This is a genomic window from Exiguobacterium sp. RIT341, from assembly GCF_000632205.1.
In the GTDB taxonomy this organism is placed as follows: Bacteria; Bacillota; Bacilli; order Exiguobacteriales; family Exiguobacteriaceae; genus Exiguobacterium_A.
In genome coordinates, this window is the sequence record NZ_JFYW01000001.1 from 1506418 (window position 1) to 1532515 (window position 26098).

The 26098-nt window shown below is 46.6% G+C and carries 25 protein-coding genes; 1 reads left to right on the top strand and 24 read right to left on the bottom strand.

From position 1 onward, the window contains the following. Positions 1 to 93: 93 nt before the first annotated feature. The 21 genes from BW42_RS07890 to rpsU all read right to left on the bottom strand — a co-directional run bounded on the left by BW42_RS07890 (position 94) and on the right by rpsU (position 19252). Positions 94 to 1206 (bottom strand): Nif3-like dinuclear metal center hexameric protein, encoded by a 1113-nt coding sequence (locus BW42_RS07890; RefSeq protein WP_035409201.1) that lies wholly within the window; start codon positions 1204 to 1206, stop codon positions 94 to 96. After that, complete coding sequence (locus BW42_RS07895; protein ID WP_052019072.1) at positions 1206 to 1922, bottom strand: tRNA (adenine(22)-N(1))-methyltransferase TrmK; 717 nt, start codon at positions 1920 to 1922, stop codon at positions 1206 to 1208. The genes BW42_RS07890 and BW42_RS07895 overlap by 1 nt, the downstream gene beginning before the upstream one ends. A gap of 120 nt (positions 1923 to 2042) precedes the next feature. Then, positions 2043 to 2384, bottom strand: a complete 342-nt coding sequence (gene cccA / locus BW42_RS07900) for a cytochrome c550 (protein WP_035409203.1) — start codon at positions 2382 to 2384, stop codon at positions 2043 to 2045. Between the two features lie 153 nt (positions 2385 to 2537). Then, positions 2538 to 3623 (bottom strand): RNA polymerase sigma factor RpoD, encoded by a 1086-nt coding sequence (rpoD, locus tag BW42_RS07905; protein WP_023467512.1) that lies wholly within the window; start codon positions 3621 to 3623, stop codon positions 2538 to 2540. A gap of 34 nt (positions 3624 to 3657) precedes the next feature. Further along, a complete protein-coding gene (gene dnaG, locus BW42_RS07910; RefSeq protein WP_035409205.1) occupies positions 3658 to 5454 on the bottom strand; it encodes a DNA primase in 1797 nt (598 codons plus the stop codon). A 146-nt stretch (positions 5455 to 5600) separates the two neighbouring features. Continuing rightward, positions 5601 to 6410: a pyruvate, water dikinase regulatory protein gene (locus tag BW42_RS07915; RefSeq protein ID WP_035409206.1), complete on the bottom strand. Its 810-nt coding sequence runs from the start codon at positions 6408 to 6410 to the stop codon at positions 5601 to 5603. Between the two features lie 12 nt (positions 6411 to 6422). Continuing rightward, a complete protein-coding gene (locus BW42_RS07920) occupies positions 6423 to 7052 on the bottom strand; it encodes a helix-turn-helix transcriptional regulator (protein ID WP_029341036.1) in 630 nt (209 codons plus the stop codon). 21 nt (positions 7053 to 7073) lie between these two features. After that, entirely contained in the window at positions 7074 to 9134 is a 2061-nt protein-coding gene (gene glyS / locus BW42_RS07925) for a glycine--tRNA ligase subunit beta (protein WP_035409209.1), read from the bottom strand. Further along, a complete protein-coding gene (glyQ, locus tag BW42_RS07930; RefSeq protein ID WP_029341034.1) occupies positions 9127 to 10017 on the bottom strand; it encodes a glycine--tRNA ligase subunit alpha in 891 nt (296 codons plus the stop codon). The genes glyS and glyQ overlap by 8 nt, the downstream gene beginning before the upstream one ends. Positions 10018 to 10305: 288 nt before the next feature. Further along, the gene (recO, locus tag BW42_RS07935; protein ID WP_035409211.1) at positions 10306 to 11055 is read right to left on the bottom strand and encodes a DNA repair protein RecO; all 750 of its coding nucleotides are present in this window, start codon (positions 11053 to 11055) and stop codon (positions 10306 to 10308) included. A gap of 3 nt (positions 11056 to 11058) precedes the next feature. Next, the gene (era, locus tag BW42_RS07940; RefSeq protein WP_023467500.1) at positions 11059 to 11967 is read right to left on the bottom strand and encodes a GTPase Era; all 909 of its coding nucleotides are present in this window, start codon (positions 11965 to 11967) and stop codon (positions 11059 to 11061) included. Further along, the gene (locus BW42_RS07945; RefSeq protein WP_023467498.1) at positions 11960 to 12358 is read right to left on the bottom strand and encodes a cytidine deaminase; all 399 of its coding nucleotides are present in this window, start codon (positions 12356 to 12358) and stop codon (positions 11960 to 11962) included. Before BW42_RS07945 ends, era begins: the two co-directional genes overlap by 8 nt. Before the next feature lie 48 nt (positions 12359 to 12406). Then, positions 12407 to 12757, bottom strand: coding sequence for a diacylglycerol kinase family protein (locus BW42_RS07950; protein ID WP_035409213.1), 351 nt, complete (start codon positions 12755 to 12757; stop codon positions 12407 to 12409). Beyond that, positions 12754 to 13230 carry an rRNA maturation RNase YbeY gene (ybeY, locus tag BW42_RS07955; RefSeq protein ID WP_035409215.1) on the bottom strand — a complete coding sequence of 159 codons (477 nt, stop codon included), beginning with the start codon at positions 13228 to 13230 and terminating at the stop codon, positions 12754 to 12756. Before ybeY ends, BW42_RS07950 begins: the two co-directional genes overlap by 4 nt. Continuing rightward, positions 13227 to 15284 carry an HD family phosphohydrolase gene (locus BW42_RS07960; protein ID WP_052019073.1) on the bottom strand — a complete coding sequence of 686 codons (2058 nt, stop codon included), beginning with the start codon at positions 15282 to 15284 and terminating at the stop codon, positions 13227 to 13229. Before BW42_RS07960 ends, ybeY begins: the two co-directional genes overlap by 4 nt. Before the next feature lie 36 nt (positions 15285 to 15320). Then, the gene (locus BW42_RS07965; RefSeq protein WP_052019074.1) at positions 15321 to 16283 is read right to left on the bottom strand and encodes a PhoH family protein; all 963 of its coding nucleotides are present in this window, start codon (positions 16281 to 16283) and stop codon (positions 15321 to 15323) included. A 171-nt stretch (positions 16284 to 16454) separates the two neighbouring features. Then, positions 16455 to 16925: a hypothetical protein gene (locus tag BW42_RS07970; protein WP_035409220.1), complete on the bottom strand. Its 471-nt coding sequence runs from the start codon at positions 16923 to 16925 to the stop codon at positions 16455 to 16457. Positions 16926 to 16938: 13 nt separating this feature from the next. Beyond that, on the bottom strand, positions 16939 to 17922 hold the full coding sequence (floA, locus tag BW42_RS07975; RefSeq protein ID WP_035409222.1) for a flotillin-like protein FloA: 984 nt from the start codon (positions 17920 to 17922) through the stop codon (positions 16939 to 16941). Then, positions 17919 to 18428, bottom strand: coding sequence for an NfeD family protein (locus tag BW42_RS07980; protein WP_035409223.1), 510 nt, complete (start codon positions 18426 to 18428; stop codon positions 17919 to 17921). The genes floA and BW42_RS07980 overlap by 4 nt, the downstream gene beginning before the upstream one ends. Positions 18429 to 18610: 182 nt before the next feature. After that, positions 18611 to 19057: a GatB/YqeY domain-containing protein gene (locus BW42_RS07985; RefSeq protein WP_035409225.1), complete on the bottom strand. Its 447-nt coding sequence runs from the start codon at positions 19055 to 19057 to the stop codon at positions 18611 to 18613. Between the two features lie 21 nt (positions 19058 to 19078). After that, positions 19079 to 19252, bottom strand: coding sequence for a 30S ribosomal protein S21 (rpsU, locus tag BW42_RS07990; protein ID WP_012369719.1), 174 nt, complete (start codon positions 19250 to 19252; stop codon positions 19079 to 19081). A gap of 313 nt (positions 19253 to 19565) precedes the next feature. On the opposite strand from rpsU, the gene BW42_RS07995 reads away from it, so the two are divergent. After that, entirely contained in the window at positions 19566 to 20819 is a 1254-nt protein-coding gene (locus BW42_RS07995) for a dicarboxylate/amino acid:cation symporter (protein WP_035409227.1), read from the top strand. A 67-nt stretch (positions 20820 to 20886) separates the two neighbouring features. Here BW42_RS07995 and pulA read toward each other — a convergent pair whose 3' ends face one another. From pulA to BW42_RS08010, 3 genes are all read right to left on the bottom strand, one after another. Continuing rightward, positions 20887 to 23799, bottom strand: a complete 2913-nt coding sequence (gene pulA / locus BW42_RS08000) for a type I pullulanase (protein WP_035409228.1) — start codon at positions 23797 to 23799, stop codon at positions 20887 to 20889. A gap of 178 nt (positions 23800 to 23977) precedes the next feature. Next, on the bottom strand, positions 23978 to 24904 hold the full coding sequence (locus tag BW42_RS08005) for an LCP family protein (RefSeq protein WP_035409229.1): 927 nt from the start codon (positions 24902 to 24904) through the stop codon (positions 23978 to 23980). Between the two features lie 13 nt (positions 24905 to 24917). Then, positions 24918 to 26090 carry a DHHW family protein gene (locus BW42_RS08010; protein ID WP_035409231.1) on the bottom strand — a complete coding sequence of 391 codons (1173 nt, stop codon included), beginning with the start codon at positions 26088 to 26090 and terminating at the stop codon, positions 24918 to 24920. Positions 26091 to 26098 lie beyond the last annotated feature (8 nt).

Here is a 26098-nt window from a genome sequence, read left to right on the forward strand (position 1 = left end):
ACAATCGATACAGCAAAACCGAGTCGCGATTATCATTCGCGACTCGGTTTTTTACTGCTCAAAAGATACCCTTAGCGTACTCGATTCGTTGCCTCACAAAAACTGAAACGGATTCGTATTCGCTGTTGAAATTAGTAGTTCAACGTCGATTTTTTTCTGATCGAATCGGCGCTTCAATTCGTTGACGACGCCTTCTTTCATGACCGACTCTACATGATGTCCGGGATCAACGACCGCTAGTCCAAGTGCCATCGCATCATGGGCGACATGAAAATAGAGATCACCCGTGACAAGGACATCGGCTCCGGCAAAAGCTGCTGTCGAGACATATTTATTCCCATCGCCACCGAGAACAGCGACTTTATTGATCTCCCGTGATTCGTCTCCAACGAAACGCAAGTTTTGAACACCAAACACCGTCCGAACGTGCTCTGCAAATGCTCGCAACGTCATGGGTTTCGGCAATCGACCTATCCGTCCGAGACCAAGTGGCGCTGCCGGACGTTCCTGCTTTATGAGATCATAGGCTACCTCTTCGTAAGGATGTGCCTGCTTCATCGCTCGAATGACTTGTTTCTGATCCAATTCCGTCACGATCGTCTCAATTCGGACTTCAGAAACCCGCTCGAGTTGATTCGCTTCACCGATATATGGCGTAGCCTCAGGCGACGGTCGGAATTGCCCAGTTCCATTGACATGAAACTGGCAGTCACTATAATCCCCTTCTTGCCCGGCTCCTGCTTTCGCAAGTGCTGTCGAGACACGCTCTGCAGCTTCTGTCGGTACAAAAACGCTCAACTTGTAGCGCGTATTTTCAAATGTGGGGGCGAGAACTTCACATGACTCAAGACCGATTGCCTCTGCCATCCAATCATTGACCCCTCCTGGTGTCACATCAAGGTTCGTATGCGCAGCGTACACCGCAATATCGTGCTTGATACATTTTGTGACGATGCGTCCTGTTGCGGAACGATCCGTCACATTCGCTAACTTGCTAAAAATCGGTGGATGATGCGCGATGATGAGATCAACCTTTTTTTCAATCGCTTCATCAACGACAGACTCCAAGACATCAAGTGTCACGAGCACACGTTTTACGTCCTTGTTCAACGTTCCAATATGCAAACCGATCGGATCACCCTCGAGCGCGAATTTTTTCGGAGCGAATGCTTCAAACTGCTCAATGACATAATTCCCATTCGCCATCAGCTTGTCACCTCTTCCATCTTTTGAATCAATCGTTCGATCGCTATGATTTTTTCAGATAAGATTTCCGTAGTTTGTCCTTGCTTCATCTGCTCCAAAATATACTGATGTTTTTGTTTTTCCATTTGCCACTTTGCAATGAATTCTGGCGCTCGCTCTCGCATCAACTGAGGACCAAAGAAGAGTTCCCATTGTCGTGTTGTTTCATCTTCCGAATATAAGGTTTCTTCGCCACGTTCCGCGACAAGGATTTCATAAATCTTCCCATTCTCCTCGACGATGGCTTCTGACAATAAGGCATACGAATGTGCGAGTAACCAGTTTCGGACATCGACTGCATCGACATTCGGTTGTAGAATCAAACGTTCTTCTCCCGACAATCGATCTTTCCCTTCTTCAAGGATTGAGGCAATCAATGTTCCACCCATTCCCGCGATCGTGATCGCTGTCGCTTCTCCCGGTTTCAATACCGATAGACCACTCCCGAGACGGACATCAATTTGGGACTCGAGTCCTACAAGTGCCACCTGTCCTTTTGCGGCCTCCATCGGTCCTTCATTCACTTCCCCCGCGATGGCGCGTTCGATTTTATTTTGTTGGATACAAAAACACGGTACGAATGCATGATCCGAACCAATATCTGCAAGAATGGCTCCTTGTGGAATATACGACACGACTTTTTGGAGTCGTTGATCCAATACGACGTTCATTTGCATCTTCTTCATCCTTCCTATTTTCCGAAAAACTCTCTTTTAAAATAGCGGATTTACAGTAAAAAAGAAACCATCCGCCCATAAAAAAACATCCATCTCGTAACGAGATAGATGCTCTTGTTCTTATTTCTTAGCAGCTAACCATTTAGCTAGAACAGCTGCTTCTTCGTCATTCGCAAGACCGCCAGGCATTTGCCCTTTACCGTTCATTGCGATGTTCTTGATTTCATCTTCTTTCAGCTTCGCGCCGATCTTTGTTAAGTTCGGACCAACGCCGCCTTCTAAGTTTCCACCGTGACATCCTGTACATCCTTTAGATGCAAACAAGTCTTCTGGCTTCATTTCTGCAGTTGACGGCCCTTTGCGAGCTTCCTTCACCTGATCGACCCCAAAGTAAGACAATGAAATCATTGCGATGATGGCGATGACTGCGATCGCCGCAAACGGTACTAATGGATTACGCATTTGGATTCCCCCCATATTCTATACCCAACCAAGTTGGTGACTGAATGGTATTCCCCGTTACTATTCTACTGTAAAAAAAACAGGGAAGGAAGAAAAAAACGAAACTTTTTTCTCCCTTCCCACTAAAATTTCATATATTCTTCACACTTTGAATTAATCGAGGAAGTCTTTCAAGCGTTTTGAACGACTTGGATGACGAAGTTTCCGAAGTGCTTTTGCTTCGATTTGACGAATCCGCTCACGCGTGACGCCAAACACCTTGCCGACTTCTTCGAGTGTTCGAGTCCGACCATCATCAAGTCCGAAGCGAAGACGAAGGACGTTTTCTTCACGATCCGTGAGTGTATCTAACACATCTTCGAGTTGCTCTTTTAAGAGTTCATATGCAGCAGCATCCTGTGGTGCTGTCGCATCTTGATCCTCGATGAAATCACCGAGGTGTGAATCGTCTTCTTCCCCGATCGGTGTCTCAAGAGAAACCGGCTCTTGCGCAATTTTCAGGATTTCACGAACTTTTTCCGGCGTGATTTCCATCTCTTTCGAAATCTCTTCCGGTGAAGGTTCGCGTCCGAGATCTTGCAAAAGTTGACGTTGGACACGAATCAATTTATTGATCGTCTCAACCATATGAACCGGAATCCGGATCGTCCGTGCTTGGTCGGCAATCGCACGTGTGATCGCTTGACGAATCCACCACGTTGCATACGTCGAGAATTTATATCCCTTCGTATAGTCGAATTTCTCGACCGCCTTGATCAGACCCATGTTACCTTCTTGAATCAAATCAAGGAACAACATACCGCGTCCGACATACCGTTTAGCGATCGAAACGACGAGACGTAAATTTGCTTCCGCTAGACGTTTTTTCGCTTCCTCATCGTTTTGTTCGATTCGTTTTGCGAGTTCAACTTCGTCTTCTGCATTCAACAAATCCACGCGTCCGATTTCTTTTAGATACATCCGGACAGGGTCATTGATCTTAACGCCGGGTGGAACAGACAAATCGTTCAAATCCGCCTCTTCCTTTTCATCTCCTGTACCGTCATTGTTAACCTTGATACCTTCTGTTTCAAGCAATTGAAGGAATTCCTCGAATTGCTGAGCATCCATTGATTCGAACGAACTCAGTTTGTCTTCGATTTTCTGGTGCGACAATTCACCATTCTTATGTCCGAGCGCGATGAGTTCCTCTTTCGCGAGACGGAGTAATTCAGCTTCTGATCTTGCTTTTTCTGCCATCGAACCATACACTCCTTCCACATCATGCAGCAGGTCATCGATCTTTTAAACGACGCTTTCGTTCAATGATCGCCTGCATCAGTTCCGCTTGGGCACGGATATCTGTTTGTTGATTCAATCGTGATTTTTCTTCTTCGAGCAATCGACGTTGCTGTTCGTTCTGGACGGCACGAATGTAATGACTGAGTAAGTCAGGATCATATTCAGGCATCAGCATGAACTCTAGATCCACTACGATTCGTTGCAGGGAAGCATCATGGAGCATCGTCAAAAAACGATCGGAACTTCCTTGCGTACCTGTCCCGTAAAATTCATATAACTTGCCGGCAATCAATTGATGTGCCGGATCATTGAATTGGACACCCAGCTGCTCACGCACTTCTAGACATACTTCTTCGGAACGGATCATGTAGGCAAGCAAGAAGCGTTCTGCCTTTTTCCAGTTCGCGAACGTTCGTTCAGGAGGTGCTGTCGGTACAGCGGTCGGGCGATCGGAAACGATTTGTTCTCTTTTCGGCTGTTGAACGGTTGGACGCACTTGTGCGATCAAGGAATCTTTCGAGAGTTTAAATTCCTCAGAAAGTTTTCCTAAATAGATGTCCCGTAACAACGGATTGGATGTTCGACCAATCTCTTCAAGCATAGTTTCAATATATCGAACGCGTTCTCCTTCTAATCGCAAGTTTTTTCCTTGTCGAAAATAAAAAGATTTGAATTCAAGACTTGAAACCCGTTTTTGTTCGATCCAGTGTAAAAACGTCTCTTCTCCCTGGTTCCCAATAAAAGAGTCAGGGTCTTCGCCATCCGGTAAGCGGATGACGGAACAGTCGACGGCAACGGCCTCAAGCAACTGTAAGGCTTTTAGCGTCGCAGCGCGTCCTGCTTTGTCTCCGTCATAACAAACAATGACTTCATCGACGATGCGTGCCAGGTTTTGGGCATGAACAGGCGTTAACGCTGTTCCTAAAGAAGCTACCGTATAAGGTATACCCGCTTGAGCAACACGCACAACATCAAGATTTCCCTCAACAAGGACGACTTGTTTAATTTTACGCATCGCCCCTCGTGCTTGAGCAAATCCAAATAACAGTTCACTTTTATTGAACAAAGGGGTTTCCGCTGTATTAACATACTTTGGGTCACGACCGTCAATCGAACGACCACTAAATCCGACGATCGTGCCATCACGATCGGAAATAGGGAACACGACCCGACCGTTGAATCGATCTCGATAATCACCATCACGTCCGATTGAAATCAATCCCGCTTCGACCATCTCATCTAAATCAAACCCACGTCGTGCCAAGGAATCCACTGTAAAACGATCTTGATCCGGTGCATACCCGAGTCGAAACTCACGCATCGCCCCCTCGCGTATACCGCGATTTTCTAAATAGATTCTTCCGGCGTCGCCTGCTTCCGTTTGAATCAGCACCTCGTGATAGAGCTCGGTGACGATTCGATGCGCTTCGCGCATGCGGAACTTCTTTTCCTGTTCAGGCGTCGATTCCGACTGCTCGAATCGGTCTGGTTCTAGCTCTGGAAGTGTGACGTCGCTTCGATCGGCTAATTTCGAAACGGCTTCCTTGAAACTCATTCCTTCTGTTTCCATGACGAAAGTGATTGCATTTCCTCCTGCACCACATCCAAAACAGTAGTACATCCCTTTATCAGGAGAAACAGAAAAGGAAGGTGATTTCTCAGAATGAAACGGGCAAAGCCCTGAATATCGATTCCCTTGTTTTTTTAATTCTACACGTTCTGAAATCAATTCGACGATGTCCGTTGCTTGGCGGACCTGATCGACGATTTCATCAGGAATTCGCTTCATTCCGTCCTCTCCCCTTTCCTTGAGAACTTATCCTTACATGACCATACCCGCAATGAAACGGAACGATGACTCGTTCCGTTTCATTAGAAAAAGGGCATTATCTCATTTATCAGCTAAACAAGTATACTATGTTCCTGACTGCTTGACTAGTCATGCGCTTTCCCGGAAATTCCGGTCAAAATCAAATTCGCCGTCTCTTCGACTGCTTTATTCGTCACATCAATAATTTGGCATCCGATTCGTTCATATAAATTCCGTGCGTATTCAAGTTCCCGATTGATTCGGTCCATCTGCGCATAGGCTGCTTCAGGTTTGAGTCCTAATGAACGCAATCGTTCCATTCGGATATCGATCAACTTTTCCGGTGAGATGAGTAGTCCAAAACATTTTTCTTTTGGAATATCGAATAGCTCTGCCGGTGGAATTGATTCGGGTACGAGTGGTACATTTGCTACTTTATATCGCTTTAAGGCTAAATACTGCGAGAGCGGCGTTTTAGATGTACGCGACACACCGATCAAAACGATATCGGCGCGTTTAATTCCTTTTGGATCACGTCCATCGTCATACTTAACAGCGAATTCGACCGCTTCGATTTTCCGGAAATATTCCTCATCTAAGCGATAGATTAATCCAGGTTCTTCCTTCGGTTGCATCTGCAAACGGTCTTCCATCGTGTCAAGCAATGGACCAAGTAGATCAATCGCCTTTACACCGTGGGCACGCGCTGTGTCTGCAAGCAAACGACGATGCGTCGCATGAACGATCGTAAAAGCGATCGTTGCTTGTTCTTCTTTTGCATGAAGAACCAAGTCATAAATGACTTGATCATCATCGACGAACGGAATGCGGACCGTTTCGATGGCTTGTTCCGGGAACTGAATAGCAGCTGCGCGGACGACGAGTTCACACGTCTCTCCGACAGAATCACTCACGACATAAATCCGTTGACGCATCAGGAGCCCCCCTTAAATTTCTTCATCACGTGCTAAAGCGACCAACACTTTCGTCATGTTCGTTTTCGTCATTCGACCGACGACTTTCAAGACCCCGTTCTCTTCTTCGACGACTGGCATCGAATCAATCTGTTTTTCGATCAGTTTCATGCCGGCACCTATTAACGTTTCCGATTTTTCACAGACTGTCAAATTTGGCATTCGTGTCATGATGATATTGACCGGTAACGAGTCTAATTCTTGATTACCGATTGCCGCACGTAGAAAATCCTTACGTGATAGCACACCGACCAACGCATGGTCCTTGCTGACGACAAACAACGAACCGACATCTTCTAGGAATAAATGGACGATTGCATCATACACAGTCATCCCTTCATGAATGACCTTTGCTGATGACATGAATTCGCCGACGGTCAAGGTGTCCAGTTTCTCATGAAGCATGGAAGCATTTTTCTTTCCGACATACATATAGCCGACACGTGGGCGCGCTTCTAACATGCCGGTCATCGTTAAAATCGACAAATCAGGTCGTAACGTCGCTCGTGTCAGGGAGAGCGCTGCAGCAATCTGCTCTCCCGTGATCGGACCATTCTCTTTGACGATTTGGAGTATCTTTTTTTGCCGTTCATTTAACTTCATCGGCTCATCCGTCCTTTTTCTTTACGCTAAAGTGAGTGCATTGAACCGAGCGACTGATTCGATTGCTTCTGCAAATCGTTTCATTTCGCTAAGACGGTTCGTACGGACCGTTTCGTCATCCGTCATAATCATCGTACCGTCAAAGTAGGCTGTGATCGATGGAACGGTTGCCTCAAGTGCCTCAAGTGCACGTGCATAGTCAAGTGACGCGATAGCTTGATCGACCTCTGGTAAGGCTTTCTCAATCGCCTCATGCAATTCGCGTTCCGCATCATTTTCAAAGAGCGCTGGATTAACAGTTGTGACACTTTCTGCTTTTTTCGAGATGTTCAAGACACGGCTTAATTGTTCGACCGTTTTCTTGAACGATTCTTTTTTCGTCGCCTCTTCGAGCATGGCAGCACGCTGTTCATTCGCTTCGACTGTCAACATATGGTCAAGAGCGGCTTCGACGACATCATGACGGAAGTCCATTTCCGATAGACGGTACTTCAAACGTTGCGCAAAGAAATCTTGTAATGCGGCTTGTACTTCTTCGGCATCCTTCGTATAAAGACCTGCTGCTACCTGTTCAGACACGACGAAGGCAATCAGTTCAGTCAATGTCAAGTTCAACTTACGATCCGATAAGATTTGCACAATTCCTTGTGCTTGACGACGCAATGCATACGGATCCGCTGATCCACTTGGAATCATGCCGACACCGAAGAATCCAGCGACGCTGTCCATCTTATCAAGGATCGCGTAGAGTGTCCCTGTCGGTGTCTCCGGACTTGCATCACCCGCGAAGCGTGGCATGTAATGTTCGCGAATCGCAGCAGCGACTTCCGGATCCTCGTTTTTCATGTTCGCATAACGTTCACCCATCAGACCTTGTAATTCCGTGAATTCATAGACCATCTGACTGACGAGGTCGAATTTATAAATCTGACCCGCGCGTTCGACACGTGTTTTGTCTGCGCCGACACGGTCAGCAAGTGCGAGTGCCATTTGACGTACACGACGGACTTTTTCACCTGTCGTTCCTAATTTTTCATGGAAGACGATTTTATCAAGACGTTTCGCCTGTTCATCAATGTCTGCTTTTTTATCTTCTTCATAGAAGAACTGAGCATCTGCTAAACGGGCACGAATGACTTTTTCGTTTCCGCGAGCAACGTTTTCAAGATGGATTGCGTTCCCGTTTCGTACTGTCACGAAATAGTGGAGCAACGCACCGTCACGTTTGACTGGGAAGTACCGTTGATGTTCTTTCATCGTCGTGATCAAGACTTCTTCCGGCAACTCAAGATACGCTTCATCGAATGCACCGAACAAGGCTGTCGGATATTCGACGAGATTCGTGACTTCTTCAAGTAAAGACGCATCGATCGGTACTTCGAATTGTTCACGCGCCGCAAGCGCCGCGATTTGTTCTTCGATTAATTGACGACGAGCTTCATAACTGACGATGACGTGCTCTCCTGCAAGCGCTTCGACATAGGCATTCGGACGAAGAATCGTGATGTCTTGCCCAAGGAAGCGATGCCCACGAGACGTCCGACCTGTTTCGACGGATGCGACTTCAAACGGGATGACTTGATCGTCAAGAAGAGCAATTAACCAGCGAATCGGACGCATGTAGCGTAACGATTGTGTGCTCCAACGCATATTTTTCGGGAACGTCATCGCTTCAACGACTTGTTTTAATCCGGGAAGTAGATCGGCTGTCGCTTGTCCAGTTTCCTTACGCGTCGCATAGAGGTATTCGACTCCCTTTTCTTCCCCAAGGAAGAGATCGTCCGTCGTGAGTCCTTTACCACGCGCAAATCCTTCTGCAGCTTTCGTCCAGTTCCCTGCTTCGTCCATCGCGATCCGTTTTGCGGGTCCTTTTAATGTCTCTTCGAGGTCGCTTTGACGTGCTGCGAGACCCTTGACATATACTGCAAGACGGCGTGGTGTCGAGAAGGATTCGACGCTTGTGAACTCAATCCGTGCTTCTTCAAGGAAACGCATCACGCGTTCCTTGAGTTGTGTTTCGGATTGAAGGACGAATCGAGCCGGCATTTCTTCTAAACCGATTTCAAGTAATAATTCATGCATGTGACTCACCTGCTTTCGACTTGATCAATGGGAAGCCAAGACGTTCCCGTTCTTCGATGAAACTTTGCGCACAACGGCGCGACATGTTCCGGACACGATGGATGAATCCTGTGCGTTCCGTGACGGAAATCGCCCCCTTCGCGTCGAGAAGGTTAAAGGTATGCGAACATTTCAAGATGTAATCATATGCTGGGAAAACGAGATTCTCATCCAAGGCACGATTCGCTTCTTTTTCATATTGATCGAATAATGTAAAGAGTAAAGCGACATCTGATGTTTCAAATGTATACTTCGAATGTTCGAATTCCGGTTGATAGAAGATATCACCGTATTTGAACCCATCTGTCCAAACGAGATCAAAGACGCTCTCGACATCTTGGATGTAAGAAGCGAGACGCTCGATTCCGTAAGTGATCTCTACTGCGATTGGATTACACTCGATTCCACCGACTTGTTGGAAGTACGTGAATTGTGTAATTTCCATTCCATTTAGCCATACTTCCCAGCCGAGACCAGCAGCACCGAACGTTGGGTTCTCCCAGTTATCCTCTACGAAACGGATGTCATGTTCGAGTGGATTGATCCCGAGCAACTCGAGACTTTGTAAGTACAATTCCTGAATGTTGTCAGGTGATGGTTTCATGATGACTTGGAATTGATGGTGTTGATACAGACGGTTCGGGTTTTCCCCGTAACGACCATCAGCCGGACGGCGTGATGGTTCTGTATAACAAACGTTCCACGGTTCCGGTCCGAGACTCCGTAAAAACGTCATCGGATTCATCGTACCGGCTCCTTTTTCTACGTCGTATGCTTGCATCGTCAAGCAGCCTTGTTCTGCCCAAAATTTTTGTAATGTCAAGATCATGTCTTGTACTGTCATCTTCACGACTTTCACCTCCGAAATGATTAAGGAACGCAAAAAACGCCCCTATGTACAACAATCGTTGCACATAGGGACGAGACGAGCCCGCGGTTCCACCCTACTTGCATGCATCGCATGCCACTCTTTTTGACAAAAACACTCCGAAACGCCGTTCGCGCCCCTCTCACTCCCAGCTCACACCACCCTGGAATCGCTTGATTGAGAAAAAAGACGGTACTCCTTTTCGTCATCGTGTTCATTTAGTTACTTCTTCCGCATTCATTCTACCGAACCCGCTTGTTGCTGTCAATCGTTGCCGAAATCAATCAACTGGTCGAGGACACGTTTTGAACGCAGACGTAACCCGCTGTAGCGTTCCATATAAGCATCCATGATTTGACGTAGTAGACGCTTCGTTTCTGGCTTTACCGTCACGGTACCAATCCGTGAGAAATCATAGACGGAAAACACATAGAGCATCTTCGCAACTGCCTCTGACATATAGACAGCATGTTCATCCTCATGGCGATGCCGGCGACAGAGTAGACCGCCGTGGTGTAACGAAAAAGCGAATGGCGCTTCAGCACTTCCGCAAATCGTACAACCATTCAAATGTGGAGCAATGCCTAGATGACGCAACAGACGCAATTCGATGATGAAAGAGACGACGTCAGGATCTAGTCCTTCATCCATCGCCTCTAGTCCTTCGACGAATAAATCGTACAGCGCCGGTTGCGGCACCCGTTCATCAAGCGCTTTATCCGCAAGCTCCAATAGATACATCGCATAGGCCATCAACACGACATCTTGCCGAATATGCGCATGACTTGTAATGACGTCTGCTGATTTTAACTGACCGAGACCCCGTGAACGTGGATAGATATAGACAGCTCGGACGAAAGGCTGACTAGCCGCGTTAAAACGGCTACCCGGCTTCTTCGCTCCTCGCGCCATGACGGCGAGCTTGCCGAATTCACGTGTCAGTAGCGTAACGATCTTATTCGATTCACCGTATACGACCGTTCGTAATACAAGCCCTTCCGCCTTATCGATCATCGCTTAATACTCATCATCGCGGAAGCCGAGTTCACGCAATTGACCGGCCTTGTTGCGCCAATCCTTTTGGACTTTGACCCACAAGTTCAGGTAAACTTTCGTCCCGAGTAACATCTCGATGTCCGTTCGTGCTTCAGAGCCGATTTCTTTTAGAAGTGCTCCGCGTTTACCGATGATGATTCCTTTTTGGGAATCGCGCTCGATCAAGATCGTCGCATGGACATCAACCATATTTCCATTCTCACGCGTCTTGATTTGATCAATCGCGACGGCAATCGAGTGTGGTACTTCATCGCGTGTCTTTTGCAAGACTTTTTCACGAATCATCTCTGAGATGATGAAGCGCTCTGGGTGGTCAGTGACTTGATCCGCTGGGTAATACATCGGTCCTTCTGGTAGAATTTTTGCGATTTCTTCAAGTAACGGTCCGACGTTATTCCCTTGTAGCGCCGAAATCGGAACGACTGCCGCGAACTCGAGTTCATTTTTGTACGACTCGATGATCGGTGGAATATCATTCGGATGAATCAAATCGACTTTATTCATGACGAGAATGATTGGTGTATCGAGTTCCTTCAATTTTTCAATAATGAAGTCGTCACCTTTTCCTTTTGGTTCCGTCACGTTGACCATGAACAAGATCGCATCGACTTCACGCAATGCGTTCGTCGCAACCTTCATCATGAAATCGCCGAGTTTATGTTTTGGTTTATGGATCCCAGGTGTATCGATGAAAATCGTCTGAACATCTTCTGTCGTGTAGACACCTTGAATCTTATTACGCGTCGTTTGTGGTTTATCAGACATGATGGCAATTTTTTGTCCGATGACACGGTTGAGGAATGTCGATTTTCCGACGTTCGGGCGTCCGATGATCGAGACAAAGCCCGATTTGAATCCTTCTTTAAACATGTAAATCTCCTTTCGTGAATGCTCCCGGTAATAGAGCGCCCACTGTTGTTTCTGTGACATCCCCTTTAAGGTTCGTCAAATAGATTGGCATATCCGCATCACACATCTCTGATAACACTTGGCGGCATTGTCCGCATGGTGCGACCGGTCCTTCTGTGTCCGCAACGACAGCCATCGCTGCATACTCGCGCGCATCTTGTGCCCACGCAGAGAAGATAGCTGTCCGTTCTGCACAGTTACAAAGACCATACGCTGCGTTTTCAATATTGCAGCCATGGAAGACTTGTCCGTCTTTCGTTAAGAGAGCAGCACCGACTTGGAATTTTGAATATGGAACATACGCTTTTTCGCGTGCACGTTTAGCTTGTTCGAGTAATTGTTCTGTTTTCATGTGAGTATCCCCTTTTTAGGAACGGTATTGACCAAAAAGGCCGGATTCTTATTGTACCAAATATGGGATGAAGATGCATAGCGCAATCGCAACAGATGTAAGCGCCAACACTAAAACAGCACCACTCGCGATATCTTTGACTGCTTTTGCCAGTGGATGCCACTCCTGTGTCACGAGATCCACGACGCGCTCAAACGCTGTATTGAACATCTCGGCACTTATGACGATCCCGACCGTCAGAAAAAGAATCGCTCGCTCGACAGATGTCAACGGTAATAAAAAGGCGACAAGTAATACGATGCCGCCAATGATGACATGAACTTTCATATGCCGTTCTTCTCGAATCGATTGGCGCAACCCATGCATCGCATGTCGAAATGGTTGCCACCAGCTTTTCACAATGTGCCCCGGAATAACTCGAAGTGATGCAGGATTTCCTCCTGTCGCTTCGTCATGATTTCCTCATCTGCCTTTTCAATGTGATCATATCCGAGTAAGTGGAGGAAACCATGGACGGCGAGAAAACCGAGTTCACGCTCGAAATGATTGCCATATTCAGCCGCCTGTTCGCGACATCGTTCCACTGAAATGATCAAATCACCGAGGACGACTGGTTCATCTTCCAATAATCCAAAATCGATTTCATCTTCTCCGAGTTCTTCCATCGCGAAGGAAATGACGTCTGTCGCCTGATCTTTCCCACGCCATTCACGATTAATCTCTTGAATTTCGTCGTTTGAGACGAAATTCACGGACAACTCACTGTTCGGATCGACTTCTTCTTGTTCCGCCGTGTAAATCAAAATCGATTCGACAAGCTGTCGTTGCTCTTCCGTTAGACGATTATTTTCGTCTGTCATATAAATGTTCATTTCGTTGCCTCTTTCTTTAATTCTGGATACTCGATTCGTTCATGGAACAAACCGGATAAGGTATGACATGCACTTTCACCAACGCGATAAATCTCGCGTGTCGTGATGTCACATTCCGCAAATTGGTCGTCCATCATCTTTTCACGAATGATTTTCGCGACTAGGTCCCGAATTCCTTCTTCCGAAGGAGCTTTCATTGAACGAACAGCCGCTTCAATCGAGTCGACGATCATGATGACCGCCGCTTCACGCGTTTGTGGTTTAGGTCCTGTATAACGGAACGTATCCTCATCGACTTCACCTTGTTCTGCTGCCTTGACATAAAAATATCGGAGCAACGATGTTCCATGATGCTGGCGACAAATATCGATGATCGCTGCCGGGAGTTTTGCTTTTTCGAGCAATTCAACACCATCCTCTGTATGTGCCAAGATGACACGTGCCGACTCTTCCGGCGTCAATCGATCATGCGGATTGCGTCCATGCTGGTTTTCAATGAAATAAAGTGGTCGTCGTGTTTTTCCTAAATCATGATAGTAGGCACCGACTCGCGCAAGCAACCCATCTGCACCGATTGCTTCACAGGCTGTTTCTGCTAGGTTCGCGACCATCATGCTATGATGATACGTTCCTGGCGCTTCGACCAAGAGTTTCTTCAACAAGGGATGCGTCGGGTTCAACAGTTCGAGCAGACGCGTCGGTGCTAAGATACCAAATGTCATTTCGAGGAACGGCAATAACCCAATCGCAAGAATGGCACTCAAGATCCCACTAGCAATCGCAAAACCGACTAAAGTCAATGTTTCACGTAATTCGAATGTGCCACTACGTAATAGAACGAATGCAAAGAAAATCGCGATGTTTGCTCCGGCAATCGAAATACTGCTCATGAAAATACGACGACGTGACAAACTAGACTGTAGGAAAAACGTTGCGACTAAACCACCGACTAACAAATAGATCGCGATATTGAAGCTGAAGTTTTGATTCGTACTATAGAAGAATGTTCCGGCAAGTGCCGTGAAGAGTGAACTTGACAATGCAATCCGTTCGTTTAATAAATTGCGCAGAACAAGCGCAACAAAAGCGGTCGGTGTGAGTAAGTAAAGTGCAGGATTGATATCGTTTGCTAAAAACGCCATGCCATACATGACAAGCAATTGTAAGCTGACGACGAGGTAGACAAGCCCAAACAACCGGATCCGCCCCATCTGTGCATACCGTAGTTTCGAGCGATGAATGAAGCCGAATAGGAAAGCAGTCATCAATGCACTGACAAGCATCGCTCCAAGTAACGGTTTCAACGACTGACGGTCAGAAATCAAGCCGACGAGTTGTAGCTGGCGGTAAGCATCTTGCGAAATCACTTCGCCTCGCTTCACGATCACTTCCCCTTCCGAGATGATGACCGGTTCCACTTTATCACTTGTTTGTTTACGAAGCTGTTCCGTCTTTTCCGGATCATAGACGTAGTTCGTCACGATCAGTTGATCGGTCAACGCCTTGGCAATCGCCTTTAGCGAGAAAGAAAGCGGTGAACGTTCGATGTCAGTTCGGGCATTTTCACGTGCTTCAGCCACTTCGCCGCCATCAGACGAGATGCGCTGACGCATCGCTTCTTCGATTGCTGTAATGACGACATCCCGTGTCGTGTCTCGAAGCGCTGTCGTTGAAGCTACAAGTAAACGTAGTTCGTCGTCCTTTAAAAGAGTTGCCGCTTCTGTCCCACGCAAACGCTGTTTGATTTTACTGATCTCGTCTGCTTTTTTAATGCCGGATAAACTAGCAAAAAGTTGTTCGACTTTATCAATTTGCTGTGCTGCATACTCTTGTTTGATCGTATACTGACTCTCGATTGCAGCAATCGCATTTTCCTTGATTTGATTCGTCGCGACCCGATCCTCCATCGTCAATGGCGACCGGATGTCTTCTTCTGCAATCGAGAACGGTTCTGCGGACAAGGCTTCTGGTCGGACACTGACATACATCATCGTCGATACGACGAGATAGAACACTACTGTCAAAAGTCCAACCCAGACCCTAACCTTGCGCATATCATCTCCCCCTTTTTCCATTATTCCCGTAACGGCTTATGTCAATTCCTGACTGTAAGCATCAACGATTTTCCGGACAAGTGGGTGACGCACGACATCAGCTGAGCCGAAGTGTTCGAAATGAATGCCTTTGACATTTCCGAGCAGATGCAATGCTTCTTGTAGACCAGACGTTTTTCCGCGCGGAAGATCAACTTGTGTCAAATCGCCTGTGACGATCATCTTCGAATGAAAACCAAGACGTGTCAGGAACATCTTCATTTGTTCACGTGTCGTGTTTTGCGCTTCATCTAGAATGACAAAGGCATGTTCAAGTGTCCGCCCACGCATATAAGCGAGTGGCGCAATTTCGATGACACCACGCTCAAGTAGTCGAGCCGTATGTTCGACACCAAGGACGTCGTGTAACGCATCGTATAGAGGACGTAGATATGGATCAACTTTTTCTTTAAGATCACCAGGAAGAAATCCAAGATTCTCTCCTGCTTCTACTGCTGGACGCGTCAGGACGAGTCGTTTGACATGTCCTTCCTTCAGTGCTTTTGCAGCCATCACGACTGCGAGATATGTTTTTCCAGTCCCCGCTGGTCCAATACCAAATGTCAAATCACAGCGATCAATTCCGCGGACGTAACGTGCTTGACCGAGCGTTTTCGCACGAAGTGGTTTTCCTTTATGATTCGTATGGATGACCGTATCGTAAAGTTCCAGTAGTTCATCCACCCGATCTTGACGTGCAAGTTGAATGGCGCTCGTTGCGTCACGCTCCGTCAAAACAGCTCCACGATTGACGAGTTGCTTCAGGACACCAACGACTTGTCCTGCCAAGATCACAGACTGTTCCTGTTCGGATTGTGCCAACAGCTCATCTCCTCGATGTGTAAGCTGGACTTCAAGTTCCGCTTCCATCGTACGTAAGACTGCGTCATTCGGACCGACGAATGCTTGAATCTGTTCTGAATTCGAAAATGCAAATGGGATTCTTTCGTTGAATATCACGTTGTGAATGGCCTCCTAGTCATGGATAACAAGTTGTCATCGCTTCATATCTAATCTCTTCCACTTTAGCACTTCCACCGAAAAGATGGAAAGAAAAACCCGTTTCCACCTTTTGGAAAACAAAAAGAGTCGATCCTACACGTTTCGTAGGATCGACTTCCTGTCCAACCATCATCGTTTTCGTTTAGAGACAGGCGCTCCGAGAACCTCACTCCAGACGATCGCACGTCGCATTTCGTCTTGCGAAAGCGTCGTTGCTGATGCCGAACGACTCGATGTTCCAATAGCACCGTCTGCGACGCTGTCTTTGATTTCACCAATACTCGAAGAAGGCACCCCTTTTTTCGAATGTTGTTTCTGACGTTGGTCCAAACGTTGTTGCAATTCCGTTCGTTCATGAACTGGTCGTGCTTTCGTTTGGGTTACCCCAGGTTGTTTCTTCGCAGGTGCTTTTTTACGAACGACAGGTGGAGGTGTCGTCTCTTGTCGAACCGTATCCACCTGTTCGACCATTTGCTTCACATACTCCCCGAACTCTTTTGAAGGTGTCCGGTTCGTCTGCTTCGGTTTTTTATCTGCTGCTTTTGAGATGACGGAGATGACACCGAATGCGATCATCAATCCGACCCATATGATATCCATACCGTCTCACCCTTTACTGTGAGTCATGTGGTGATGATTGTCCACCGATTGCTTGACGCATTTTCGTATCGGCTGTCACGTTCAAGTAGTTCGCATAATCCATGACGCCAAAATTTCCGTCACGCATCGCTTCTGCGATAGCAAGTGGTACTTCCGCTTCAGCAGCGACAACCTTCGCTCGCATCTCTTCAACACGTGATTTCATCTCTTGTTCGCTTGCGATCGCCATTGCGCGACGCTCTTCCGCCTTCGCTTGCGCAATGTTCTTATCTGCTTCCGCTTGATCCGTTTGAAGGACCGCACCGATGTTCTTACCAATATCAATGTCCGCGATATCGATCGAGAGAATTTCAAACGCCGTTCCTGAATCGAGTCCTTTTGCAAGTACTGTCCGTGAGATCATTTCTGGATTCTCAAGTACTTCTTTTTGGTCATTACATGATCCGATGGTTGAGATGACGCCCTCACCAACACGCGCGATAACTGTTTCTTCCCCAGCACCACCGACGAGACGATCAATATTCGCACGTACCGTGATCCGGGCTTTCGCTTTCACTTCAATCCCATTCATCGCGACACCGGCGATGAACGGTGTTTCGATGACTTTTGGGTTAACCGACATTTGAACAGCTTCTAAAACATTACGACCAGCAAGATCAATCGCCGCTGCGCGTTCGAAGCTCAGCTCGATATTCGCCCGGTGTGCTGCAATCAAGGCATTGACGACACGGTCAACGTTACCCCCTGCAAGGAAATGACTTTCCAGTTGGTTCGTATTCAAGTTCAATCCCGCTTTAACTGCCTTGATCAACGGATTGACGATTTTTGATGGTGTTACTCGACGAAGACGCATCCCGACTAATGTAAAGATTGATACGCGTACGCCTGCTGCGAGCGAGCTAATCCAGAGTGGAATCGGGACGAGCGTGAAGAAAATAGCGAGGAAAATTAAGATTCCTCCAGATATGAGTAATACGGTCAATAATTCAGGTGTCATGTGTGGGACTCCTCCTTCGTATGTTGGACTCTAACAATGACGCGTCCGTGCGTCACTTCTTTTACAACGATCGTTTCCCCCGCTTGAATGAAGGTTCCTTCTGTAACGGCATCGATTCGGTTCCCATCGATTTCAATCGTTCCTGACGGACGTAATGGTGTCAGACTGACTCCTTCTTGTCCTAACAGTTGTACTTTGTCTTGATGAGAAAGGTAGCCCTTTTCAGACGATGTAGAATCCGTCAAAATCAAACCTCTCCAAAGCAATGACTGATTTGATTTTATTCTGCGATACGCCCAGAACCCGGCCGCAAGTGACAGAAAAACTGCAAGCCCAACGGCTAAACCGACTTGTCCGACGGTCGCACCTGCCATAATCAAGCTAGCAAGGACAGCACCGATCCCAAGGACGCCAAAGATTCCAAACCCTGTGACGAATATTTCAACCAGTAACATGAGTACCCCGATCATGAAGACCGTCAAAATCATCCCTAAGCTAAACGTCATGCGTACGTTCACCCCTTTTCATTCGTGTCAGAAGCTACTTCTTTTGCACTTTGATTCGTTACTACAATTATATACGCTTTCAAAACAAAAAGGTTTCATGACTATTCTGAATTCATCAAGAAACTTTAAAAACGTGACAGGAACGACAAAAAAAGGTGTCCCTCGGGACACCTTTCCATGTATTAAGCGAGACGTTGTTTGACGAGTCGATTAATTAAGGCACCGTCTGCCTTGCCCTTAAGCTGCGGCATGACGACACCCATTACTTTCCCCATATCCGAAGGAGCAGAGGCACCCGTCTGCGCAATAGCTGCGTCGACGATTTCCTGTACTTCTTCCTCGGAAAGCTGTTTTGGCATATAAGCTTCGAGCACGACAATCTCTGCTTGAATTTTCTCGACGAGATCGTGACGACCAGCGCTTTCGAATTCTCGGAGGGAGTCGTTGCGCTGCTTCATTTCACGTGAAAGAATCGTTAATTCTTCCTCGTCTGTCAATTCTTGCTTACCGAGTTTGATCGTTTCATTTTGCAGCGATGATTTCACCATGCGAATCGTCGTAAGACGATCTTTTTCACGAAGACGCATGGCATCTTTCATATCCGCTGTCAAACGCTCCTGAAGACTCATGAGGATACACCCTCTCTAACGTTAGAACTTCTTACGCTTACGCGCAGCCTCCGATTTAAGCTTACGTTTTACACTTGGCTTTTCGTAGTGTTTACGTTTACGAACTTCTGCAAGCGTACCATCTTTTGAAACACCACGTTTGAAGCGACGAAGTGCGTCTTCAAGTGATTCATTTTTACGTACACGAGTTTCCACTAGTTTTCCCTCCCTCCGATATTACCGACTAAAGGAAACGTGTCAGACACGTCATACAACATTATAGTAGGAATATACAATTTGGTCAACAGTTGATTCAAGCGACTTTTCTGTACCCTACGCTGTTCCTTTTTGTTCTTTTCTATCCTCTCATGCTTGCATCCGTTTGACAACAAAATCTGATCATTCCTGCATCAAAATTCAGAAACTTTTTTGTAAGCGTTACCCTGCATTTTTTAAAATGTTTTGTCAAAAAGGGTGATGATATGTCAAAATATAGACAATTATCAAACAAAGGAGTGTGACATCACGTATGAAAGAAGCAAAACGTATCATTTTCGGACTTATCCTCGGATTGATTCTCGGAATCATCCTCGCTGCATTGCCCGATAAGTCGATTTATGAGGGATTGAATAAATATGCTCTACAACCGATCGGGACGATATTCTTGAACCTGATCAAGATGCTCGTCGTACCGATCGTCTTCTTCTCGATCACCCTCGGCGTCATGGGACTCGGTAATCCAAAAGAATTGGGTCGAGTCGGTGGAAAAGCGATTACTTACTTCATGACGACGACGGCTGTCGCGATCGTCATCGCTCTCGGTTTGTCATTATTGATTAAACCGGGTACGTTCGGTAACTTCGAGACACAAGGTCTTGAATACGATAACGGCAATCTACCAGATACGAGCTTGATCAATACAATCGTCGGTATGTTCCCGACGAACCCGATCACGTCGATGGCGGAAGGCAACATGCTACAAATCATCGTTTTCAGTGTGTTCGTCGGTTTTGGAATCACGTTCCTTGGTAAAAAAGTTTCGACGTTACGGACATTCGTCGAACAAGGGAACGAATTGATGACGTACTTGATCACGCTCGTCATGAAGATGGCCCCGCTCGGTGCGTTCGCTTTGATTGCATCGGCAGTTGGCTCACAAGGATGGTCTTCAATTAAAGCCATGTTCTTCTACATGTTAGTTGTCGTTTTATCTTTAATTATCCATTCTTTATTGACGTACGGTTCAACCGTCTCACTTCTTGGGAAGATGAATCCGTTCTTCTTCTTTAAAAAGTTCGCACCTGTCATGTTATTTGCTTTCTCGACGTCTTCGTCGAACGCAACACTTCCTGTCGCGATGCAAACGGCTCAAAAAGAGCTGAAAGTTCCACGCTCCGTCTCAAGTTTCGTCCAACCGCTCGGTGCGACGATCAACATGGACGGTACGGCGATCATGCAAGGAGTTGCGACTGTTTTCATCGCGCAAGTCTATGCGGTTGATTTAACACCTGGGCAACTTGCGACGGTCGTTCTGACAGCTGTTCTCGCATCGGTCGGAACAGCTGGTGTTCCGGGTGTCGGTCTCGTCATGCTAACGATGGTTCTTCAGTCGGTCAATTTACCCGTAGAAGGGATCGCTTTGATCATCGGTGTCGATCGTCTTCTGGATATGATGCGTACAGCCGTCAATATCACGGGTGACGCAGCATGTGCCGTCATCGTCTCGAAATCAGAAGAAGGTAACCTCAAAGAAGGCGAAGAAACCGATGAACGCTATGCGTAATCGTATGTCTCTTACTCCAAGAAAGGACGTTCCGCAGTTTGCGGAACGTCCTTTGTCGTTTGTTTGATTATTTTGCTAAGACGAACGAGCTGAGTCCCTCAACACGAACCGTACCTGAAACAGTGCGGATCGTTTTTGTTCCTGCTTGTTTACCATCTACGAGAAGCTTCCATTTCCCTTTCGGTAGCTTCATGTCAACTACTGTTCGATTTGCATTGTGAATGACATATAAATCGTTCTTCTGTTGTGGAGCGTCGTCATCTAGTCGATACGCAATGACTTGTGCCGGTGCTGCTTCAAACGTCAAGTAACGACGGATATCTTTCGCTGTTGCTAAGTGAAGTGCAGGGTTCTTCTTGCGTAATTCGATTAATCCTGTCATATAATCGACGTCTTGTTGACGATCCATCTTCCGTTTCCAATCGAGCTGGTTGACAGAGTCCGGTGATTTATATGAGTTATGATCGCCACCTTTTGTCCGCATGAAGTCCTGACCTGCATGGATGAACGTCGTTCCTTGTGACGTCAGCAAAATACTTGAAGCTAGACGGTGCATCTTCGTCTTCGTTGCGTCATTGTCTTGTGGATTCGTCAGGTTCAACTTATCCCAGAGGGTATGGTTATCATGTGCTTCAACGTACGTGATCGCTTGATCTGGTTCTTGCGTAAATCCTTGAATGTCTTTATCGTAAGCAATCTCGCCGACGATACCACGTTTGATACGTGTCTCAAGACCCGCTTTCCCGTTGATGAATCCAGCATCCGTGTCTTCGAAGACACTACCTTTGAGCGCATCGCGCAGGTTGTCGTTGAAATGTCCGATTCCCGGCATTTGTTTTGTGTTCGTTTGGTTTGCTTTCTCTGAATCTGGAAGAGGAGTTCCGAGGCTCCACCCTTCTCCGAACACTAGAATCGACGGATCAATTCGCTTCGTCGCCTGTTTGACAGCGTTCATCGTCTTGACGTCGTGAATGCCCATCAAGTCGAAGCGGAAGCCATCCCAGTGGTATTCCTTTGCCCAGTACGAGACAGAATCAACGATTAGTTTATGCATCATTTGACGTTCAGAGGCTGTATCATTCCCGACACCTGTACCGTTCGCTAAATCGCCGCCTTCTGTATAGCGGTAGTAGTAACCCGGTACGATCTTATCAAGATTTGATGCTTTGGCGTCAAACATGTGGTTATAGACGACGTCCATGACGGCACGTAGACCATTGTCATGGAGTCCTTGGATCATCTGTTTCATTTCCGTGATCCGGACTTTTGGATCATATGGATTTGTCGCATACGATCCTTCTGGTGCATTGTAGTTCTTCGGATCATAACCCCAGTTGTATGATTTAAGCGGATTCGTCTCATCGACGGACGCTGTATTGAAATCATAAACAGGAATGAACTGGACGTGCGTGATACCAAGTTCCTTTAAGTGATCGAGTCCCGTCTTTGTCTTCGTTTTTTTTCCATCCTTCGTTAAACGTGTACCTGGCTCGATGACACCAAGATATTTTCCTTTTTGTTTGATACCTGAATCGTAACCTGAATTCGTCACATCAAATATCGATAGATCACGGACATGTGATTCATAAATGATCGCGTCTGTTGCGTGACGAAGTGGCATTTTCCCATTCGTCCAGCGTTTTGGATCCGTCTCGCGTAAATCAACGACGACACCTTGGTCTCCGTTAACAGCGACCGCTGTCGCATACGGATCAACGGCACGCGTCGATTCTTTTGCGTGTTTGACTTCATATGTGTAACCGACACCGTCAAGATCACCCTTGACCGTCACTTGATAGACACCACGATTCGTCCGTTTCATCTGGATTTCACGCGTGATATCTTTTGTCGTAGCTGCTTGTTGTTTCGGTAAACGATATAACTCGAGTTCAACGGCTTGCGCTGTCGGCGCCCAGACCTTGAATGTCGTCTTCGATTTCTGATAGTCGACGCCGAGCTTACCACCATAGGCATACTTTTGATCGAATGCTTTCGAACGCAGTACCTTCCCTGCTTCAAGAACTGCTTCTCCAAAAACAGGATGCGTCACGCGGACGACTTTTGCTAAATCGATATCAGAAGCGACTTCGACTTTCGCCGTCTTGGCATCGATCGCTGATACGACTGGATTCGTCACACCTTCGAACGTAAATGCCTTTAAGTCTTCTGCCCTCATCGGTGTATTCGTTTTAAGCGTCATCGTCCGGAAGTCATCAGCCAAAAAGCTCGTGATTTTTGGCGTCCGATCAATTTCCGGTTTGCTGTAGTACACTGTCTGGTCCCCTTCGATCAACCAGATGTCCTTCGCACCTGCATAAAAGAAACGATCGGCTCCGTCTTTTTCCGACCAGCCCTCAAGATGAGGAATGACGCCTGCAAGACGTGCTTTCGTTGGGTTATCAAGCGTTACTTTGGCAATGGCACCGAACTCATCCTGCTGATCGAATTCGAATCGTTTGCCATCTTGCGCTTCCGGCCAAGACCAGACGCCGTATTTATCATAATCATTGTCATACCGATAATAGTGGATATTCGTGTCGATTTTTTCGACGTCTGCTCCATTAGTCGGATTGACCGTCGAGATATCCTTGCTTCCCGACTCGATCCAGATTTCAGCAATTCCGTTTTTAATCATATCTTTCGTGATGAAACGATCGTTCTCAGATCCCCCATCCTTGTTCCAGTTATCATCTCGCACGATGAAGCCGACTTTTTCCGGCTGATCGACTGGAAATTCATAGGCTGCGATTTTTCCGTAAGCATCTTCACCATTAAAGGCATGTGCTTTATTCGGAAAATAATCCGGACCATTTGTCCATAACCACAGGTTCCAATCCTTCGTGGCATTCGGGTCTTCCTTGTAGTGAATGATGACCAATGTAGACTTTCCTTTTTCCAGTGCTTGACCGGATAAAGACAGTCCACTAAATATTAGTGCAAACGTTAGCGCAACGATACAAACGGATCTTATGCGTTTCATACGATAGCCATCTCCTTTGTTATGTAATCGTTTTCATTTTGCATCCGTTTACAAGTCCTGTCAAAGCCTATTTGATGATTCGAACAGAAAATAAGACTTTTGAACCAAAGTGATTCGGTTGGATGGAAAACAACAAAAAAAGAACCGTCCGTGTGGTAGACAGTCCTTTTTACCGGGTTTAAGAAGACGCGAGGATGGCATGAATCTTGGCTTTCGTTTGTCTCATGGATTCATCCGATGCAAAGAAGTACCATACCCCATCGTTTGCGATATAGCCTTCTCCGTCTAGCTTTAATGGTTTCAGCTGTTTGAATCCCGGCTGATTTTCTTGAGCAAGTTGTGCCGCCACGTCAAAACCGATGTTCGTCGCGAAATTATGCTTCATGACAATCGTGATTTCTTCCATCTTGGTCAGTAAACGAGGTCCAGCCAGTTTAGCACCGACGGCTTCTAAAACTTGACGTTGCCGAATCTGTCTGCCCATATCGCCGAGTGGATCTTGTTTTCGCATACGTGCGTAACCACTTGCTTCTAGACCAGTTAAATGAATCTTTCCTTTTTTATACTCCTTTTGTAAACGACGGTCGTTCCAGCTGAAGGCGGATGGATTATCCACTGTGACACCACCAACAGCATCAACCAATTCAATCAACCCATCCATATTGATCTTAGCGTAATATGGGATATCGACATCAAACGTTTGTTCCACCGTCTCGACCGTCTCCTTCACACCACCATAGGCATACGTATGATTGATTTTCGTCTTCTCACCTGTCGGTATCGTAACTTGCATGTCGCGTGGAATGGACAAAGAAGTTGCTTGCTTCGTTTTCGGGTTAAACGAGAGCAACATGATGGCATCTGCCCGTCCCTTATCATTCTTTCGCTCGTCGACGCCAATCAAGAGGACATTGACTGGCTTCATCGATGCGAGTGGCTTTGCTTTTTCCCCACCCAACGGTTGTAAAAAGGAATGCGCCGTCTGTTGGATTTTTAAAAATGCCAGTCCCGTCGAAGCGCTAGCAATCAAGACGATCACGAGCAGAAGCGCACTGATGACGCGACAGAGGATCGGAGGTCTTCGTTTATCGATGCGTGATTTCATACTCTGTTCTCCTTCACAATTTGTCCTCGTACGTCTTCATCAAACCGGCAATGTTCGAGTTGTGCAGAAACAGCACCGAATCGATCTGCTTTTGTTTGGCAAATCGGGAAACATCAAATGATTTTGGAACGTATCGAATATCCACGACTTCTAAGTTGGCACTTTTCGCAAGCAATGGTAACACAGGATTTGCAAACGAATCCTTTAAAACCAAAATCGTCGGGCGATTTCGATTCGCCGCTGACTTCATTGACATGATGTCGTGGTTTCCGCGAAGAAATACTTCATATCGATCGACATAATCACCTTCTTGTTTGACGAATGATTCATCAATGACAGGACGTCCACATTTCCCTTCATAACAAACATCGATGCCGTTGAAGAACGCAGGAGCATAATAATCTAGACGGTCACCGGACGCCGCATAGGAGAGCGTCGTTTTTCGTGCTAATGATCCATAGTAGGCGTGTTGATCTTCCTTCCGCCACTTCGTCTCAGGTAACGTCGTTGACAGTCCCATTCTTTTCGTGATGACTTGGTAAGCTTCTGTTGCACCGTCGATGTTCCAGTGATGATCTGTCTTAAAGTAGTCACTTAACTTCAATCCTTGCAAAGAAAGATTGGTCATCCCCGCCGCTTGAAAGTCTCGTACCATTTTTTCATAGCGCTCGTTTGCATTGGAAGCGACATAAGACGGAATTAGTTTGTCCCGTTCTGCGATGACGGTTTTAGACGGTGCTAACGCCATATAGACCGGACGATCGACTTCTCCAACGAATTGTTTGAATGCTTGCGGAATTTTTACGTTTCCTGATGCACTCGGTTCAATCATATAATCGTTTTTTGCCGTATAAATGCCATTACGAAACGGCTGTCGAAAGACATCTTTTGATAAAAGCGCCTGTATCTCGACGAACGTTCCTCGCAACAGTAATTGATCCGTGAAATAGGTCTCCATTTTGAGCATATCCTTGCCTGTCGCGATTCCCTCGACGGTGGGCTCAACGGACTGGGCAAGTGTACGATTTTCCAGCTGGGACCGGACACGGTCTTCCCGGACAAGCGTTCCGAGTCCAATCGTCAGTAAGACGAGAATAAAACTGACAGTCGTCACCCACATCATGATTCGCTCGAAAGAAGGTGTTTGATTCGTCTCCTGTTGCGTTTTCATCAATGGCTGCTCCATGGATAGTC

Coding starts and splice junctions, on each gene's coding strand:
- BW42_RS07890 (WP_035409201.1), bottom strand. CDS start 1,206: ATGGCGAATGGGAATTATGTCATTGAGCAGTTTGAAGCATTCGCTCCG.
- BW42_RS07895 (WP_052019072.1), bottom strand. CDS start 1,922: ATGCAAATGAACGTCGTATTGGATCAACGACTCCAAAAAGTCGTGTCG.
- cccA (WP_035409203.1), bottom strand. CDS start 2,384: ATGCGTAATCCATTAGTACCGTTTGCGGCGATCGCAGTCATCGCCATC.
- rpoD (WP_023467512.1), bottom strand. CDS start 3,623: ATGGCAGAAAAAGCAAGATCAGAAGCTGAATTACTCCGTCTCGCGAAA.
- dnaG (WP_035409205.1), bottom strand. CDS start 5,454: ATGAAGCGAATTCCTGATGAAATCGTCGATCAGGTCCGCCAAGCAACG.
- BW42_RS07915 (WP_035409206.1), bottom strand. CDS start 6,410: ATGCGTCAACGGATTTATGTCGTGAGTGATTCTGTCGGAGAGACGTGT.
- BW42_RS07920 (WP_029341036.1), bottom strand. CDS start 7,052: ATGAAGTTAAATGAACGGCAAAAAAAGATACTCCAAATCGTCAAAGAG.
- glyS (WP_035409209.1), bottom strand. CDS start 9,134: ATGCATGAATTATTACTTGAAATCGGTTTAGAAGAAATGCCGGCTCGA.
- glyQ (WP_029341034.1), bottom strand. CDS start 10,017: ATGACAGTACAAGACATGATCTTGACATTACAAAAATTTTGGGCAGAA.
- recO (WP_035409211.1), bottom strand. CDS start 11,055: ATGATCGATAAGGCGGAAGGGCTTGTATTACGAACGGTCGTATACGGT.
- era (WP_023467500.1), bottom strand. CDS start 11,967: ATGTTTAAAGAAGGATTCAAATCGGGCTTTGTCTCGATCATCGGACGC.
- BW42_RS07945 (WP_023467498.1), bottom strand. CDS start 12,358: ATGAAAACAGAACAATTACTCGAACAAGCTAAACGTGCACGCGAAAAA.
- ybeY (WP_035409215.1), bottom strand. CDS start 13,230: ATGAACATTTATATGACAGACGAAAATAATCGTCTAACGGAAGAGCAA.
- BW42_RS07960 (WP_052019073.1), bottom strand. CDS start 15,284: ATGCGCAAGGTTAGGGTCTGGGTTGGACTTTTGACAGTAGTGTTCTAT.
- BW42_RS07970 (WP_035409220.1), bottom strand. CDS start 16,925: ATGGATATCATATGGGTCGGATTGATGATCGCATTCGGTGTCATCTCC.
- floA (WP_035409222.1), bottom strand. CDS start 17,922: ATGACACCTGAATTATTGACCGTATTACTCATATCTGGAGGAATCTTA.
- BW42_RS07980 (WP_035409223.1), bottom strand. CDS start 18,428: ATGACGTTTAGCTTAGGGATGATTTTGACGGTCTTCATGATCGGGGTA.
- BW42_RS07985 (WP_035409225.1), bottom strand. CDS start 19,057: ATGAGTCTTCAGGAGCGTTTGACAGCGGATATGAAAGATGCCATGCGT.
- BW42_RS07995 (WP_035409227.1), top strand. CDS start 19,566: ATGAAAGAAGCAAAACGTATCATTTTCGGACTTATCCTCGGATTGATT.
- pulA (WP_035409228.1), bottom strand. CDS start 23,799: ATGAAACGCATAAGATCCGTTTGTATCGTTGCGCTAACGTTTGCACTA.
- BW42_RS08005 (WP_035409229.1), bottom strand. CDS start 24,904: ATGAAATCACGCATCGATAAACGAAGACCTCCGATCCTCTGTCGCGTC.
- BW42_RS08010 (WP_035409231.1), bottom strand. CDS start 26,090: ATGGAGCAGCCATTGATGAAAACGCAACAGGAGACGAATCAAACACCT.